A 15,788-nucleotide genomic window follows, 5' to 3' on the forward strand; every position below is an offset into this window, starting at 1 on the left:
TTGTATTCGAGCGGTGTTTGTAAAAAATGTTCCCCTCTGCGGTCACAGTTAGGAAAGGCGGCGGCAAAGCCTTGGATTTGCACGGGAAAAAGTTTCGGGTTTGGGAAAAATTTGCATTTGCAGGGGGCGCAAGCTTGGTGCGCTGACTATGCTTTTAGGAGGTTTACTGGCGAGTGTGGATGTTTGGTAATTATTGTGGTTATCTTGACGTTTCCTGAAGATAGGTTTCTGACATGGCGAAATGGATGGGTGTGGCAAAGGCGGCAAAATACTTGGGTGTTCCCCGCAGCTTGCTGCAGGAAATGGCGCGCCAAGGCGATTTGCACACTTTCGATGGAAGGGTGGATCTGGAGGAGCTGAAGTCCCATTTCCCGGCCATGGCCTGGGATGAATCGCCCATGGTGGAGCGTGCTCGCATTATTCGCAACAATGCCTATGCGAGACGCTTACAAGATACTTTGTTTGATTCTCAGGAAACTTTGGAATCGCAAATAAGGCGTTTGACTGTAGAGTTGGCGGTGCATAAAACCAAAGAAGCGATGTATCGGGAAATCATTGTAGACTTAATGGACAAGCTGTCACAATTACAGCATACGGACAGTTATAAAAACTTTGCCGAAGAGTTAAATGCATGGCTGTTACACCGGTTTAAGCAGGGCAATTAAGTATGAGCGGACATCAAGTTAAACTATTGCCTGCCGGGCGCGAGTTTACCGCGTTTGATAAAGAGACTTTATTGGATGCCGGACTGAGGGCCGGTTTAAATATGAACTACAGTTGTGCCGGTGGTAGCTGTGGTGAATGTAAGGCTCGTGTTGTGCAGGGGAGTTGCGAGCCGTTGCAACATTTTGATTATGTGTTTTCCGATGCTGAAAAATCCCAAAACATGGTATTAATGTGTTGCATGGCGGCGGCAGAAGACTTGGTCCTGGAGGCCAGTACAGCCCGAACCTCTGCCGATATTCCGCAGCAGAATGTAAAAGCCAAAGTAGCAAACATTGAGGTGCTGGATGAGCAGCACCGGGTGTTGCATTTGCGCACTCCCCGCTCCAGTACATTGCGTTTCCTGGCAGGACAATACGTGCAGCTGCAGTTTCAAGGATTGCCGCCCAAAGATATTGCCATCGCCAGCTGCCCATGTAACGGCATGGTTTTGCAATTCCATGTTCGCCAGGATGGTAGTGATTTCTCCGAGGCGGTGTTTAGCCGGCTTAAATCATCTGACCACGTAACGGTCACAGGCCCATGCGGTGAATTTGCCTTGGATGAGGAATCCCGTCGGCCCCTGGTAATGGTGGCTCAGGACACAGGTTTCGGTCCTATTAAAAGTCTGGTGGAACATGCCATTGCTTTGGAGTTAGAGCAAAGCATGACCTTGTTTTGGGTGGTGGAACAGGGCCAAAAGCCGTATTTAGAAAACTATTGCCGTTCTTGGTTAAATGCGTTGGATAATTTTGTGTTTTTTGTGTTGGAATGGGATTCCACAGCGGGTGATTCCCAACTTCGGGCCCTGACACAGGAGATTGTGGCACGCTCACCGGTGGAAACAGAAATCGATTTGTACGTGGCGGCAAAACCTTCGCTGACCCAAGCTGCAGACCAAGCGTTTCGCGCCAAGGGAACCCCTCCCTCCCGAGTCATGCTCACCAGTATTTATTAAGGCGCAATTTATTGGATTCTGCGTACGCAGTCAAAAACCTTTAAAAAACGGCGCTTTGTTGTGTTTTGGAGTGAGCAGGACCGTGATAGCGGCTAACTCAACTCTACTACCGCCTCGGACAGGCGTGCCTTATCCCAAACGGCTCCTTCGGTACGCGCGCCGGTGAGGTCGGCATCTATCAAATTGGCATGGCTTAGATTGGCGTTGCTGAGATTGGCTAAGCGCAGATCCGCTCCTTGTAGGTTGGCACGGGATAAATCGCAGCCGCTGAGGTCGTGCTGTACCAAGTTGGCATTTTCCAGATTGGCACCGCTTAAATCCAAGCCGCAGAGGCTGTCTTCTTCCAGAGACAATAACGGGGTGAAGCCACGGCGATCATACACAACAATCATCAGGCTTCTACAACGCAGTTTTTACCCTGAGTTTTCGCGGTTTCCAGGGTTTTATCGGCACGGGTCAATACCGCGGCGGCATTATAATCCCGGTGTACATTGATGAAGGTGTAACCGCAGCTCAAAGTGCAACGTAAATCGTCTGGCACTGCCGGGTGGCGTTCCTGTTGCTCCAGAAAGGTTTCAGATAATTTTTCCAGACAAGGACGGATTTTGTCCGGTTGCATATCGAGTAATAACAAGGCAAATTCATCGCCGCCCAGGCGTGCAGCAAAATCGGTTTTGCGGCAGTATTGCTGTAATGTGTTGGCAAATAATTTTAACGCTTGATCACCGGCGGCATTGCCCGCTTGCAAATTCAATTTTTGAAAATTGTCCAGGTCCACTAATACGACGGCCATGGGGATGCCGCGGCGGGCCAAGTTGTAGGCGCGTACAAATTCATTGTTAAAGTGGCGTCGGTTGGGCAGTCCCGTTAGTTCGTCAACCCAGCTTTGATTGGCGATCATTTGTTTTTGTTTTTGTATATCCCGCGATAAATAATCAATGTAGGGGAGTAGTTCCGCTGTTTCCTTCAGATGGATATTGGGCGGATTGGTGTCAAATTTACCCTCCTGTACCTGGTCCAGTCGATCGCGTATTTTTTCGTAATCGTGTTTAAATATTCGTGAGGAATATACGATAAAAAAGCCTATCAACGCGATGACCACAATGGATGTGGCCAGATTGGATAAGCTCAGTGTCAGATAAATGGGTAAGGAAGACGCCAGGTTTTCCGTGACCTGGATGGTCCAACTGCTGTTGGGGACTGGCATGGAAATGCTGTATTGTTCCAGTGTCGTGGATATAGAGCCGGCAACGGCGATGGGTTCGCCTTCATGGTCCAGCAATTGTAGCAGTTGTTCTTTACTGACACTTTCTTGCAGGGTGGATTTGAGCGTGTCCAGGCTAAAGCTGACAAAAAGAATTCCAATTTGAACGTCGTCTTCGTCCAATACTGCTGTGGTCAAATCATAGTGCGACAGCTCGGGTATATCCCGGTGAATGGGGGGGTGAGCCACTTTGAGGCCCTGTGACAACTGAGTCAGGTCGGTCAGGCACTGGGGGCCCAGCCGCAGGGTCACCGGGTCTCCCAACACTTTTCCTGTGGAGGATAGCAGGGCAATGCCGATGGATTGAGGTAAGTATTTGCGCATTTCCACCGCCCAGTTGTGAGCGGTGTTGGTATCGCCAAACATGAGTAAATCACGTGTGGTGGCCTCGCCGGCCAGATTGGCTATGATTTGTTTATACAATTTGATCTGCTTGCCGATAATCAGGGTCTTGTTTTTCAACTGTTCCCGAATTTGTTCGTTTTCATAGTTGGTATAGTGGGCTCTGACCACCAGCAGGTTGACGACAGCGGAGATCAGCAGCAAGGCGATAATTACGGCGGTCGTCAAATAAACGGTTTTTTTAAACGAACTGTATTTTAGAGGGTTCACAACTTTACAACATCCAGCTTCTATGGAGAGCTGCGCTTAATATGACTGATACAACAGAGTACGTCAATTTATGCTGGCTCCTTAAGTCTTTGTTAAGATAATTTCCAGGCCCGAAAAATCGCCGGGCCTGAAGATTCCCGTTCAGTCCACTGTTTTAGAGTGGATTTCTCTCAGTTTTGGGACTGAGAGGTTTGCTTCATCGGCAATTCTTAATGCATTGGCTAATCGCGCCGGCGCCGAGCGCCCCATGCATTGATGTTGGGGGTCGCCGTTGATAGCCGTGACCATGCCTTCGATTAAGGCGTTGCTGTCCTGTGCTGCGCCGGTTAAATATTCCTGCAGTTGTATAACCTCGCCGGCCACAGTTTTGGCCAGATCCCGGTGTTGATTCCACAAATTTTCTACATCGCCGCCAACGACCAATCCGCTAATATTGGTGGTGAGTATGTATACATTTTTTAGCACCAGTTCAAACAATAACTCTTCTGCGTTGTTGAGCAGACGATTGGGAATGTCCAATTGTGTCAGGGCATCACCAAGGATGTGGGCTTTGGGGCCATAGATGGGGGAGGGTACCAGCACTTTATAATCCTGGCCTTTCTTTTTTTCAAACCAGACGGAAATGATCGTGGGTTGGTTCAGTTGATGTGTTTGCCAGTCTCTGGGGAGCAATTCATTTTGTAACAAGGCTAATTGCGGCTTCCAATGTTCAGGAATGGTTTCAAGAGAGCTGTGTAGGTCTTTTTCCGCCACGCTGAGTAATACCATGTCCGGAGTCGGTGCAAATTGGGCCGCCTGGTGGATGTCTGTGTCACGGGTTACCGGAATTACCGTATAACCGGATTTTAAAAAACCACGACAAAACACCCCTGCCATCTCACCGATACCAATGACCACAATAGACTTTTGCACTATTTTCCCACTCCAATATTAAAAATTATTATACAGTTATAAAAAAATGTCTAATTCTAAATCCCTGCTGTTAAAATCAGGTATTGTATCTTTATCGACGCAATAGTATGGTTGTTTCAGAGCCGAGAAACTTTTCCGCGCTTGGTAAATTTTACTTTAAAACCAAATACATAATCTTGCGTATTGCGCCAACTCATGAAGACATTATATAGTTTGGGGCGCAATCCTGAAAAATATACCAGTAAAACGGATTTTACTTAAGTAGTTTGGTTTTGCTATGTTGGGGGCAATGATAAGGCATTTTTGTCATATGCTAAAGTGTTTGGGGTTTGGGGGTACGTAGGGTGAAGTTTCCAGTATACGTAATTGCCACGTTCTCTGTGGCGTTTTCAGCTATTGCCTGGTGTGAGCCGGGGTCCCATCCGGAGCGGGAAAATAGTACGCCCCAAGCCACAACACCAGCCATTGCCCCGTTAGCCTCGTTCCGAACTCTGGACGAACAGACCGAGCTGCTGGTGAAAGAAGTACTAAATTTGGGCAGCGACCTGGCTATCTTGCAGGAGCGCGAAGACAATCCGGAAAAATTTCAGTTGTTGGTTCTCGTCACTATGGACAAAACCAAATTGTTTGCCTTGGACCTGATTCAGCTGGAAATCGACGGTAAGGTTGTAGCGGAATATCAATACTCGGCAGCCGATGTGCATGCGCTGACTCGGGGAGGTAGCCACCGCTTGTATTTGGCTAATGTTCCGGCAGGAATGCACAGCATTAACGCGGTCATGGTGGGACGCGTACCACGCAATCCCGATTACCAGCGGCAAACAGTGTATCGATTTCTTTCGGGGGTATCTCGGACTGTTTTGGAATTGAATGTCAGTAGTGCGGGTAAGGGTTATCCTGCTTTGGTGGTAAAGGAGTGGAATTGAACTTATGAAAGCGGTTAAGTTTTTTCACTTCTCTGTGGTGTTGTTCCTGCTGGCATTAGTGTGTGATAACAGCTTTGCAGTAGAGATTGAGTGGTCCGGTTTACGTGACCCCAGTTTACAGGAATCCTTGTTTGACTCTTATCAGGGGCGGCACTTCGCTGCCATTACCCGACTGCAATCCCATCAGAAACTGGGGCGCATCAAGAAAAATCAAGACCGAGCCGGACTGGTGTTGGGTGGTTTGTATTTGTCTTATGGTTTTCATCAAGAGGCGGCCAGTCTCTTTGAGGCTTTTTTGGAAAAAGATCAACCCAGACCGGTGAGCGATCGTGCCTGGTTTTATCTGGCGAAAACCCAGTATCAAAGGGGGCGCTATCCTGAGGCCTTGGATGCGCTTGCCAGAATCAAGGGGCAGTTAGACTCTGAGCTTCGGGCCGAACGTGTGGTGTTGGAGGCTCTCATTCTTATGCGGCTGGAACGCTTCAGTGAAGCTTCACGATTGTTAGCGCAGGAGTCCAAGGGTGGGCAGTGGTGGGTTTATGGAAAATACAATATGGCAATGGCGTTGGCCAAAACCGGTAAAAAGGTGGAAAGTGCGGAAATTCTGGATGAGTTGGGCAAGCTGCGTGTTAAGGATGACGAAGCTCAACACTTGAAGGATAGAGCCAATTTGGTTCTGGGTTATGAATACTTGGGCAGTGGCGAGCCGGAAAAAGCTAAAGCGTTTCTCAAACGAATTTATTTGGATGGGGTGCATGCCAACAGAGGTCTGCTGGGTTTGGGAAGAGCCTATTCCACCGGTAACGAACACGAGAAATCTCTTATCCCTTGGTTGCAGTTGATCGAAAGAGATCCCAGCGATCCCCATGTGCAGGAAGCGTTAATGGCGGTTCCCTATGCTTTTGGTCAATTGGAAGCGTATAAACAGTCTTTGCAATACTACGAAAAAGCGATGCTGATTTTTCAGGAAGAGATTACAAAAATAAACTCGGCAGCCAATGCTATCGCCGGGGGTAAATTGATCGAAGGCATATTGCGAACGGAAACCGGTGAAGCGGATACCGGTGCCTGGACGATGAAAAAGGTTCTGGATTCACCTGAAGGGCGCTATTTGTGGCCTGTGATTGCCAGCTATGAGTTTTCCGAAACTTTGTTTAACTATAAGCAGTTGAGATTCTCACTGGGGAAGCTGGAAAGCTGGTCTGCCACATTACCCACCTACCAAACGCTGAATCAACAAAATTACGGTGCCTACCAAACCCGAATTAATCAGCTACAGGCGCAGGTGTTATTAGCGTCTGAAAAGCTCAATCATCATTTGCAACGCCTGGCCTACAAGGAATTGGAGCAGCGCAAAAAGCGCCTGGTGGGATACTTTAATCAAGCTCGGTTTTCTGTGGCGCAAATCTACGATTATTCCGCCAAACGCTGGGGGGTAAAGCATGAGAAGGAATGAGGTTCAATTCCTGTTGCGGCCCTTAGCAGCGAGTTTAATCATCGCTTTGGCTGCCTGTAACACCACCGGTAAGAATACACTGGGATCACTGGGCGAGAAGCTTCACGTGAAGATTGAGAAAGATGCCGTGGTGGTGAGTGCGCGCAGTGATGTGATGGATAACTACTGGCAATTCATGAATAACAATCCGGAGGATTCGCTGCGTGTAGAGGCGTTGACGCGACTGGCGGATCTGGAGCTGGAAAAAAGCGAAGCGCGTTACCAGTCCCAATTGGAGCAGTTGACCGAAAAGCAAACCACGCAGGATCAACCGGATGAGACGATCAATTTGCAAGGCGTGAGTTACGAGAAAGCAATTGTGTTACTGGAAAATGCCTTTACCGTATCTAAGCGTAGCGGCAATCCCAAACCGAAAATATTGTATCGATTGGCCAGAGCGTATGAACAAGCGGGTAATTCGCGCAAGTCGCTGCATTCCCTGGATCGATTGCTGGAGGAATTTCCCAGTATAACCAACCGTGATGAGATTCATTTTCGCCGCGGTGAGTTATTGTTTGCCATGCAGTCCTATGATGAGGCCGAAGATGCTTATACACAGGCTATGGTGATTAGCCCCGGTTCGCCATTCTATGAGAAAGCACTGTCAAAGCGGGGTTGGTCGGCCTACAAAAAAGGCGAGTATGAACAGGCGCTGTATTCTTTTGTGAGCCTTATTGATCGCAAGCTTAGAAGCGGCAGCGGTGAAGTGGGAGAGGACGATTCGCATTTGAGTCGGGGTGATAAAGAATTGCTGGATGATGTGTTTAGGGCAACCTTGCTGAGCTTTAACGAATTAGGCGGTGGTAATGTCATCTCCGAGTATTTTACCCGTAATGGTCGTCGTCCCTATGAATATAGGCTGTACAAGGCGTTAGGAGAGCACTACCTTGGGATGGGGCGGGTACGGGATTCGGCTAAGGCCTATCGAGAGTTTGTCAGCGCTTTTCCCGACCATCCACAAGCTCCCTACTTTGATTTGTATGCAATTGATGCCTATGCCAATGGGGGGTTCGCTAAACTGGCCCTGACAGAAAAAGCCAGTTTTGCCGGTCGTTACCGGGTAAATGGGGCGTTTTGGAAGAGTTTGACCGAAGAGCAAAAAAACAAGTTAGGTCCCAAGTTGGCGCAGAATATCGAGGAGCTGGCACAGCACTATCATGCGGCCGCGCAAAAAACTGCATCCTTCGAAGATTCGGCCAAGGCTTTGGTGTGGTATGAGCAGTATTTAAAGAGCTTTCCGGAGAATCCCAAGACGCCGAAGCTACATTTGTTGATGGCGGATTTGTTGTTGGATGCTAAGCGTTATGGGGATGCGGCACGGGAATATGAGGCCATTGCTTACCAATATAAGACGTCGGATGCAGATGCTGCGTATGCCGCAATAGTGGCTTATTCCAAGCAAGCGGAAATATCCGGCTTGGACAAAGAAAAAGCCAGTCGTCAGTCTGTGGCCAGCGCGCTGCGATTTGCCAAGTCTTTTCCCAAAGACAAGCGTTCGGCTACAGTGATCATGAAGGCAGCGGAAGAATTATACGCGCTGAAAAAGTTTAATCAGGCGGCAACCGCTGCCCGGGTGGTGTTGGAGCTTAGTGGCAAGGTGCCCGATAAAATCCGCCGTTCAGCCTGGTTGATTGTTGCTCAGGCAGATTTGCAGGGTGGGCGATTCTCTGAGGCGGAATCGGCATATAAAATCGCACTCAAGCTGACCAAAAACAAGAAAGATCGTTTGGATATGCAGGAACGAATTGCCGCAGCAATCTACAAACGCGGTGAGCAGCTACGCAGTTCCGGCGATGTGGAAGGTGCTTTGGCCCAATTCAGTCGTATTGAACAGGAAGCTCCCGATTCCAGCGCCAATCAGGCAGCGCTGTTTGACGCGGCAATGGGCTTCTTACAAAAAGAGCAGTGGGCTGAAGCGATTAAGCGTTTAGAGAAATTTCGGGGTAAATATCCCGGCAGCAAACATCAGGATCAAATTACTCGTGGGTTGGCCCGCGCCTATGAGCAGAACAAGCAACCGCTGTTAGCCGCAGGCGAATTCGAGAAACTGATGATTGGCGAATCGGACCGCGAAAAACAACGGCAAATGATTTTGCACGTGAGTGAGTTGTATGAGGGGACCTCTGAATCCGGCAAAGCCATGAATTTGTATCTGGAATACGCTAAAAATTATCCTCGTCCTGTAGATATGGCTATTGAAGTAAAGCAGAAAATCGCTGCACATTACAAAGATCGGGGTAATACGGACAAGTATCATTATTGGTTGAGAGAGATTATTCAAACGGATGAATTTGCCAATAGAGAGCGTTCCGAGCGCACAAAATTTCTCGCGGCCAAGGCCAGTTTTATTTTAGCTAAGCCTACATTGCGCTCATTCCAGAACATTAATCTAGTGGCTCCGCTTAAAGAAAATCTAAAGTTGAAAAAACAGCGTATGCAAGCTGCGGTGGATGCCTATACCCAGGCTGCCAATTATGGGATTGCTGAAGTAACAACGGCGTCCGTTTACTTATTGGGTGAAATTTACTCTAATTTTGGAAAAGAATTAATGAAATCTGAACGGCCATCCGGGCTTTCCCGGGAGGAGTTGGAACAGTATGATATCCTCCTGGAGGAACAGGCTTATCCGTTTGAAGAAAAGTCTATAGATATTCATGAGTCCAATGCTCATAGGGCCTCCGAAGGTCTTTACGATGAGTGGGTTAAGAAAAGTTTCATTGCTTTACGTACCCTGCGCCCGGCGCGGTACGGAAAAATGGAAAGGAGTGAGTTGATTGCTGACACCATTAATTAGATTCCTGTGTCTGTGCCAGTTGGTGCTGCTGTTGCAAGGATGTTTTGGTAGTGGGGCGAGTACGAGTACCCCTCTTATACGAAAAGCCTCAAGTGTTCCAGTCAATGTTTCACCGGAAGCCCGCGCTGATTATCAGGAGGCGCTGGATGCGATGAAAAATGGTGACACAGGTAAGGCCAAGACCCTGCTGCAGACTCTGGTGAAGAATTACCCGGATTTATCAGGCCCCCATACCAATTTGGGCTTGCTGTACTACCGTGAGCAAAAAATGGACGATGCGGAGACTGCGTTTCTAAAAGCCATTGAAATCAATCCCGGTAGTTCGGTGAGTTATAACCATTTGGGCATAATTAACCGGGGGCGGGGAAAGTTTAAGGAAGCGGAAGACTTTTATTTGAAAGCGCTGGAAGCAGATGGTGAATATGCGCTGGCGCATCTGAATATTGGGATTCTGTACGACTTGTATCTGGGTCGTTTGAAAAAAGCCAAGAACCACTATGAACGTTTCCAGGAGCTGTCAAAAGAGCAAGACAAGGAAGTGGAAAAGTGGTTAATCGACTTGGATAGACGTATAAAGAGCCGGTAAATTAAAGCCTGTATAAGTAGTTTTAGTTCTAAAGTGTTTTGTTTTTCGCTGGGAATTTTTGTAATATAACCGCGTGGTGAATCTGATGAAAAAAATTGGTGTTTCAATTTTTAGTATATTTTTTATGCTGTCTCAGGCCTCCGCTGAAGAAAAAATGAATATGGATGAGACCTCCATTACAGGGGCACGGGAGTTACCTAAGGTGTTATACGTGGTGCCCTGGAAGGATTCCGAAATAAAAATCACTGCAGCGACTCCGGTTAAAGAAAGTGGCGCGGTCAGTATGGATGTGCTGGACCGTGATGTGTTTAAGCGCGAAATAGATTACTATGGCTTGCTTAACCCGGTAGACAATGCGCCGCGCTAGCATGCTCTAATGTCAAAGCGCGATGGATTTACTCGTTGGAGAATGAGACAAGGTCAAGGGTTGATGCGTGATGCAAACCATCGCAAGGCCCGAAACGCTTTGAATAGTTGCCTGTTATGAGATTCTTTTCTCAATTCCACGAACTAAGTTGTGTTAGGTTTATAGATCACTAATGTCAAGATCAATGTAAGCTTTGTCAAGCTTGTTGTCGCTTGGCTCTTTAAGCGGGCGTTATTTGGTGATCGAAACATAAGGAATTAGTTTTTATCAGCCATAATTTTTACGACACAAGTACGCAGTTTGTTTGTGCAAGCATGTGTTTTGTGAGGAGAACCGTATGGAATTCTTTTCGGCAATAGTCAGATTTTTTCAGGAAGGTGGGTGGTTCATGTATCCCATCTCATTGGTGTTGGCTGCAGGTATCGCCATTGCGGTGGAAAGGTATCTCTATCTCAGCTACGCCAAAGCCACGAATCGTATGATGTGGCAAAAGCTAACGCCGTTATTGAAAACCAACAACTACGCCCAGGCGATGGCGATCAGCTCTAAATCCAAAGCGGACATTGGTAAAATCTTAACTTACGGTTTAACCCGGGTTCAGGCAGCGCGCAGTCGTGATGATATTGAGATGGCGATGGAAGAGGGCCTGATGGAGATATTGCCACGCTTGGAAAAACGTACCCACTACATTGCCACCTTTGCCAATATTGCCACTTTGTTAGGACTGTTAGGGACGATCATCGGTCTGATTCAAGCATTTACCGCAGTGGCAAATGCCAATCCGGCTGACAAAGCGGATCTGCTGTCAGCCAGTATTTCGGTTGCTATGAACACGACTGCATTTGGATTGATGGCTGCCATACCTTTGCTGCTGGTCTACGCCGTGTTGCAAACCAAAACAACGGAACTGGTGGATAGTATGGAGATGGCGACGGTTAAATTTCTCAATGTCATCACAGAACACGCCACCAGATCCAAATAGCGGAGACAAAACATGGCGCGTCGGGTGAGAAGAGCTCATTTGGAAGCTCCGGAGCTGAATATAACCGCATTTTTGAACCTGATGGTTATATTGGTGCCGTTTTTGCTGATTACGGCAGTTTTCTCGCACATGACGGTTTTGGAATTGAATTTACCGCCACAGAAAAAGCAAAATCCGCAGCAATTACAGCAAAAGAAAGAGATGAACTTTGAATTGATTTTGCGCAAGGATCAAATCGTCGTTTCAGAAACCATTAACGGGCCCATTAAAACCTTTGAGAAAACCGCCAATGGTTTCAACATGAAAGAAGTTTCTGATCTGTTGTTGAAAATCAAGTCCCGATTTCCGGACAAAAAGAACATCACCATACTATTGGAACCCAAAGTGCCTTATGAGACTTTGGTGCAAGCAATGGATGCTTCCCGTGCGGTACGTGTAGTTGAAGTGGGCACGGTGGTGCAAAAGGAATTGTTTCCCGTTATTTCGATTGGCGACGCTCCGGGTTAGAGGCAGTAGCATATGAGCTCAATGAAAATGTCCCGGCGCGCCAAGCGCATGGAACGACATCACAAACGCAGCAAGAGCAAAGCGGTCCTGAATATGGTTTCGCTCATGGACATATTTACCATTTTGGTGTTCTTTTTGTTGGTGAGTTCCACAACGGTGCAGGATCTGCCCAATGCTAAAAAGATCAAATTACCGGAATCGACAGCGGAAAAGCTTCCCAAAGAAACCGTTGTGGTCATGGTGAGTAACGAAGATATTGTAGTGCAAGGACTTAAGGTGGCGGACCTGAAAACTGTAACGCGCTCGGACGATCCGGAAATTGAAGGCTTGAAACGGGAACTGGCACGATTGTCCAAACGTGTTGCCATGAAGAAGACACCTGACGGAAAACCTTTGCCTCGTGAGGTCACTATCATGGGGGACAGGCTCATACCTTATGAGGTCTTGAAAAAGATTATGTACACCTGTACCAAAGCCAGTTACACCAATATTTCCTTGGCGGTCATGAGGAAATCTGAGGACAACGGGTAAACGCGTGAGTGCAACAGCCTTATATCATTCCTTTACGCTTCCCTGGACCATCATTCGGGAGGAGTTGGAGCGGCTTAAACGCATACTAATTGTGGTCATGGTGATCACCTTAGTTTTGGGTTTCATTGTTCCTTTGGTTCCGGTAAAGAAAGTCGATCGCAGCAAGGTGGAAGAATTACCGCCGCGTTTTGCCCAGTTGGTTATGGAAAGGCAGAAACCGCCGCCACCACCACCACCCAAAGTGGAGAAAAAGCCGGAAAAGAAACCGGAGAAGAAAAAACCAGAGAAAAAACCGGAAAAGAAAAAGCCCGAGCCAAAACCCAAGCCAAAGCCGAAACCGGAAAAAACGGCTGAGCAAAAACGGGCCGACGCGCGCAAAAAAGCCTCCTCTGTGGGTTTGATGGCCTTTGCAGACGAATTGTCCGATATTCGGGATAAGCCGTTGACGACCGCTTTGAAGAAAAACACTAAGCTGTCCAATAAAGGGGCATCCGCCAAGAAAGTAACCCGCAATGTTATTACTTCCGATGAGATTGTCACCAGTGGCGGTATTGATACTTCGAAAATAAGCTCCGGTTTGGGTGGCAGCACCGACTTGGAAGACCGCGAAACGACTAAGGTGGAAAGTGGTATTGAAAAACTCGCTGCGCGGGGTGGGGAGTCAAGTACCAGCGACAGCGGCAAACCCAGACGCACATTTGAAGAAGTGAGTATGGTGTTTGATCGTAATAAAGGTCAGATTTATAACTTATACAATCGGGAATTACGTAAAGATCCAGGTATTGCCGGCAAGATTGTTTTTAAACTGGTGATTGCATCAGATGGTTCCGTAGTCAGTGTGGAAATTGTTTCCAGTGAACTCAATTCTCCGCGGTTGGAGAAAAAGCTGAAAATCCGTATCAGGGGTTTTAATTTCGGATCCAAGCCCGGGGCGGAGAATTTGACGGTGACATTCCCATTGGATTTCTTGCCTTCCTAAACGAATCAGCGCTTGGGGCTTTCAGCCCAAGCGCGCTCTCAGAGCCTTGATATTTTCCTACGCTACTAAATTGAGCCCTAAAGAGCGTGAATCAGTAATAGCTTCATAGCTGTGGTTCAGGCGTTGGCGATTGAGTGCCGTATTGGCCAATGACGGAGATTCGGTTTCTTTTGGATCGTTGTTGGTCCGCTCATTGCCCTCAATGATGTTAGCTTTGCCCGTTTCGATTGTTCCTTGCTGTGGTGCATTTTCTGAGCCTTCAGAGCCGACCGGATTGAATCCCGACTGGGTGTTTGTTTCTCCTTGGTTGAGTTGTGCTCTGGCTTCGGCTTCCATTTGCGCGGCTTGCGCGGCCACTTGCCGGTCCTGACCGGATGGTGCAGCGGGTGCTAAAGCCGCCCTGCGGACTCTTTGCGCTTTGGCAACGGTGGCCTGAGGATCGTTGGCTACCGAGCCGGTGTCGATGCTCACTTCGCCACCGGACGCATAGCGTTTGCCGTCGGGGCCCATGGTGTACGTGTATTGGGCTGCGCCCGTGAGATTGCCGCCGGCCGCTTGATGGGCGGCTTCATGGCGCCGCACCTCATCATCGCGGGTTTTCAGACGTTCGAGATGTTGTTCGTCGGCGCGACTTAGGGTTACCGTGTCGCCCGTCGGTTTGTCTTTCTCCGTTGATAAGGGGTTTGGTTGTTGGGTTTTGCTGTCCTGCCGTGCATCAGCGGCGGGTGCCTGCGTCTGACTCTGCTTTGGGTCCTGGCCTTGGATTGGCGCAGCCCCCGGTTTTGCTTGAGTCGCTTTGTGGGCATAAGGATTAAATTGATTAACGTTTATACTTGAGTCCATGGTCTTTGCGAAATGTCAGTATACAAACCTTTAGGTTTGAGGTTGATTGGGGCAAGTACTTCCAATTGCCTATGCCAATACGTCCAACAAGGTGCCCAAACTTTCGTCCACGGCTTGTACAACTTTTACAGCCGCCTGTACCTGGGTGCGATCGGTGTTTAGATCTACCAGGGACCGGGCTAAGTCGCCGGGGTCTTCATTGCCTTTAGCGCTGGCGGTGGCTATTTCATGAGCATCGCGCTTTAGATTGTCCAGACCATTGTGGATGCCGTTAAGGCCTGTTTGAATACCGGGGATAGCCATGATTCCTCACAAAAAAACTTACCTTCATAGCGCATATCGGAAACTTGACGGGTACCTAGAGGGGTTTTTTGTTACAACAATGTGAGACTGGACTTATTTGAGCTTTGTTTTAAACTTTAGTAACCGGGCTTAGGTTGTGGCCCGTTGTGAATGCCAGTAGGTTTCCTGATTCTTACCCTGATGGTTTAAGTTTCGGGCCAACACAAACAGTAAATCGGATAGACGGTTCAAATACGTTTTCACATGCGGGGAAACCGTTTCGAGCTGGGATAAAGCGATCACTCTTCGTTCAGTTCGTCGACTGATGGCACGGCTCAGATGGCAGAAAGAGGCTGCTGTGTTACCGCCGGGTAGGATAAACTCTTTTAGTGGTGGTAAGGTGGAATTGTAATGTTCCAATGAGGTTTCCAGGAAGTGCGTATGTGCGGCACTGATTATATGTGTATCCGGCATGCTTAACTCGCCGCCTAGATCAAAGCAATGATGTTGGATTTGCAGCAGTAGTTTACTCATGGCGGCATCGGTGACAAAGTTGAGTAAAACACCCAAGCTGCTATTAAGTTCGTCTACATCGCCCAAGGCTTCCACGCGAGCATGGTTCTTGCTCACACGGGAACCATCACCCAAGCCGGTCTCGCCTTGGTCACCTGTTTTTGTCACTATTTTAGAGAGCCGATTGCCCATGCTTTGTCTCCATTGAAGGGCAAAATACCCGGTTTTGTGGTTCTTGCCAAGGACATAGCGCAAGTATAGCGAGGTACCAGTGGCATCATAGCACACAGGCCGTGAACGATGCCCTCCGAGGAGCAGTAGGAATGAAGTCGAAAACAGCTGATTCAGGCAAACGAAAAGCAAAAATTTGGGTTCTGTGAACCAAAGCTGGATTTTTTGTGTCTTTCTGGGTTAACTTTTAGAACAGACATGCCGATGCTACTAAAGAGTTCTGTTGCCGGCACTTACGTGCTGCAACATCATCCTTTGGTTTTTACTCAATGATTTTTAATCAACTCTTTTGAATACAATAGCT

General features: G+C 48.0%; 17 protein-coding genes. 11 read left to right on the forward strand and 6 right to left on the reverse strand.

Annotated elements, in window-relative coordinates:
- The first annotated feature begins 233 nt into the window (after window positions 1-233).
- Window positions 234-665, forward strand: coding sequence for a hypothetical protein (locus OEY58_03670; GenBank protein ID MDH5324540.1), 432 nt, complete (start codon window positions 234-236; stop codon window positions 663-665).
- Window positions 666-667: 2 nt separating this feature from the next.
- On the forward strand, window positions 668-1,660 hold the full coding sequence (locus tag OEY58_03675; GenBank protein MDH5324541.1) for a 2Fe-2S iron-sulfur cluster-binding protein: 993 nt from the start codon (window positions 668-670) through the stop codon (window positions 1,658-1,660).
- A gap of 92 nt (window positions 1,661-1,752) precedes the next feature.
- On the opposite strand, the gene OEY58_03680 is transcribed toward OEY58_03675, so the two are convergent.
- The 3 genes from OEY58_03680 to OEY58_03690 all read right to left on the reverse strand — a co-directional run bounded on the left by OEY58_03680 (window position 1,753) and on the right by OEY58_03690 (window position 4,448).
- Window positions 1,753-2,052: a pentapeptide repeat-containing protein gene (locus tag OEY58_03680; protein MDH5324542.1), complete on the reverse strand. Its 300-nt coding sequence runs from the start codon at window positions 2,050-2,052 to the stop codon at window positions 1,753-1,755.
- A complete protein-coding gene (locus tag OEY58_03685; protein MDH5324543.1) occupies window positions 2,052-3,536 on the reverse strand; it encodes a GGDEF domain-containing protein in 1,485 nt (494 codons plus the stop codon). The genes OEY58_03680 and OEY58_03685 overlap by 1 nt, the downstream gene beginning before the upstream one ends.
- Before the next feature lie 141 nt (window positions 3,537-3,677).
- Window positions 3,678-4,448, reverse strand: coding sequence for a hypothetical protein (locus tag OEY58_03690; protein MDH5324544.1), 771 nt, complete (start codon window positions 4,446-4,448; stop codon window positions 3,678-3,680).
- Between the two features lie 344 nt (window positions 4,449-4,792).
- Between OEY58_03690 and OEY58_03695 the strand changes: the two genes are divergently transcribed.
- From OEY58_03695 to OEY58_03735, 9 genes are all read left to right on the forward strand, one after another.
- A complete protein-coding gene (locus tag OEY58_03695; protein ID MDH5324545.1) occupies window positions 4,793-5,374 on the forward strand; it encodes an AraC family transcriptional regulator in 582 nt (193 codons plus the stop codon).
- Window positions 5,375-5,378: 4 nt separating this feature from the next.
- On the forward strand, window positions 5,379-6,830 hold the full coding sequence (locus tag OEY58_03700) for a tetratricopeptide repeat protein (GenBank protein ID MDH5324546.1): 1,452 nt from the start codon (window positions 5,379-5,381) through the stop codon (window positions 6,828-6,830).
- A complete protein-coding gene (locus OEY58_03705) occupies window positions 6,817-9,663 on the forward strand; it encodes a tetratricopeptide repeat protein (GenBank protein MDH5324547.1) in 2,847 nt (948 codons plus the stop codon). Before OEY58_03700 ends, OEY58_03705 begins: the two co-directional genes overlap by 14 nt.
- 22 nt (window positions 9,664-9,685) lie before the next feature.
- Window positions 9,686-10,249 (forward strand): tetratricopeptide repeat protein, encoded by a 564-nt coding sequence (locus tag OEY58_03710; protein ID MDH5324548.1) that lies wholly within the window; start codon window positions 9,686-9,688, stop codon window positions 10,247-10,249.
- A gap of 85 nt (window positions 10,250-10,334) precedes the next feature.
- A complete protein-coding gene (locus OEY58_03715; GenBank protein ID MDH5324549.1) occupies window positions 10,335-10,616 on the forward strand; it encodes a hypothetical protein in 282 nt (93 codons plus the stop codon).
- Window positions 10,617-10,953: 337 nt separating this feature from the next.
- Window positions 10,954-11,598, forward strand: coding sequence for a MotA/TolQ/ExbB proton channel family protein (locus OEY58_03720; GenBank protein MDH5324550.1), 645 nt, complete (start codon window positions 10,954-10,956; stop codon window positions 11,596-11,598).
- Window positions 11,599-11,610: 12 nt separating this feature from the next.
- Window positions 11,611-12,105, forward strand: a complete 495-nt coding sequence (locus OEY58_03725) for a biopolymer transporter ExbD (GenBank protein MDH5324551.1) — start codon at window positions 11,611-11,613, stop codon at window positions 12,103-12,105.
- A 21-nt stretch (window positions 12,106-12,126) separates the two neighbouring features.
- Complete coding sequence (locus OEY58_03730) at window positions 12,127-12,636, forward strand: biopolymer transporter ExbD (protein ID MDH5324552.1); 510 nt, start codon at window positions 12,127-12,129, stop codon at window positions 12,634-12,636.
- Window positions 12,637-12,640: 4 nt separating this feature from the next.
- Window positions 12,641-13,615 (forward strand): AgmX/PglI C-terminal domain-containing protein, encoded by a 975-nt coding sequence (locus OEY58_03735; GenBank protein MDH5324553.1) that lies wholly within the window; start codon window positions 12,641-12,643, stop codon window positions 13,613-13,615.
- A gap of 57 nt (window positions 13,616-13,672) precedes the next feature.
- Here OEY58_03735 and OEY58_03740 read toward each other — a convergent pair whose 3' ends face one another.
- From OEY58_03740 to OEY58_03750, 3 genes are all read right to left on the reverse strand, one after another.
- Window positions 13,673-14,458, reverse strand: a complete 786-nt coding sequence (locus OEY58_03740; GenBank protein MDH5324554.1) for a putative metalloprotease CJM1_0395 family protein — start codon at window positions 14,456-14,458, stop codon at window positions 13,673-13,675.
- A gap of 69 nt (window positions 14,459-14,527) precedes the next feature.
- The gene (locus OEY58_03745; GenBank protein ID MDH5324555.1) at window positions 14,528-14,761 is read right to left on the reverse strand and encodes a hypothetical protein; all 234 of its coding nucleotides are present in this window, start codon (window positions 14,759-14,761) and stop codon (window positions 14,528-14,530) included.
- Between the two features lie 129 nt (window positions 14,762-14,890).
- Window positions 14,891-15,445: a cob(I)yrinic acid a,c-diamide adenosyltransferase gene (locus tag OEY58_03750; GenBank protein ID MDH5324556.1), complete on the reverse strand. Its 555-nt coding sequence runs from the start codon at window positions 15,443-15,445 to the stop codon at window positions 14,891-14,893.
- Window positions 15,446-15,788: the final 343 nt, after the last annotated feature.

The sequence above is a fragment of the Gammaproteobacteria bacterium genome, from assembly GCA_029882975.1.
Taxonomy (GTDB): Bacteria; Pseudomonadota; Gammaproteobacteria; order SZUA-152; family SZUA-152; genus JAJDNG01.

Coding starts and splice junctions, on each gene's coding strand:
- OEY58_03680 (MDH5324542.1), bottom strand. CDS start 2,052: ATGATTGTTGTGTATGATCGCCGTGGCTTCACCCCGTTATTGTCTCTG.
- OEY58_03730 (MDH5324552.1), top strand. CDS start 12,127: ATGAAAATGTCCCGGCGCGCCAAGCGCATGGAACGACATCACAAACGC.
- OEY58_03740 (MDH5324554.1), bottom strand. CDS start 14,458: ATGGACTCAAGTATAAACGTTAATCAATTTAATCCTTATGCCCACAAA.
- OEY58_03715 (MDH5324549.1), top strand. CDS start 10,335: ATGAAAAAAATTGGTGTTTCAATTTTTAGTATATTTTTTATGCTGTCT.
- OEY58_03675 (MDH5324541.1), top strand. CDS start 668: ATGAGCGGACATCAAGTTAAACTATTGCCTGCCGGGCGCGAGTTTACC.
- OEY58_03705 (MDH5324547.1), top strand. CDS start 6,817: ATGAGAAGGAATGAGGTTCAATTCCTGTTGCGGCCCTTAGCAGCGAGT.
- OEY58_03745 (MDH5324555.1), bottom strand. CDS start 14,761: ATGGCTATCCCCGGTATTCAAACAGGCCTTAACGGCATCCACAATGGT.
- OEY58_03720 (MDH5324550.1), top strand. CDS start 10,954: ATGGAATTCTTTTCGGCAATAGTCAGATTTTTTCAGGAAGGTGGGTGG.
- OEY58_03725 (MDH5324551.1), top strand. CDS start 11,611: ATGGCGCGTCGGGTGAGAAGAGCTCATTTGGAAGCTCCGGAGCTGAAT.
- OEY58_03700 (MDH5324546.1), top strand. CDS start 5,379: ATGAAAGCGGTTAAGTTTTTTCACTTCTCTGTGGTGTTGTTCCTGCTG.
- OEY58_03670 (MDH5324540.1), top strand. CDS start 234: ATGGCGAAATGGATGGGTGTGGCAAAGGCGGCAAAATACTTGGGTGTT.
- OEY58_03750 (MDH5324556.1), bottom strand. CDS start 15,445: ATGGGCAATCGGCTCTCTAAAATAGTGACAAAAACAGGTGACCAAGGC.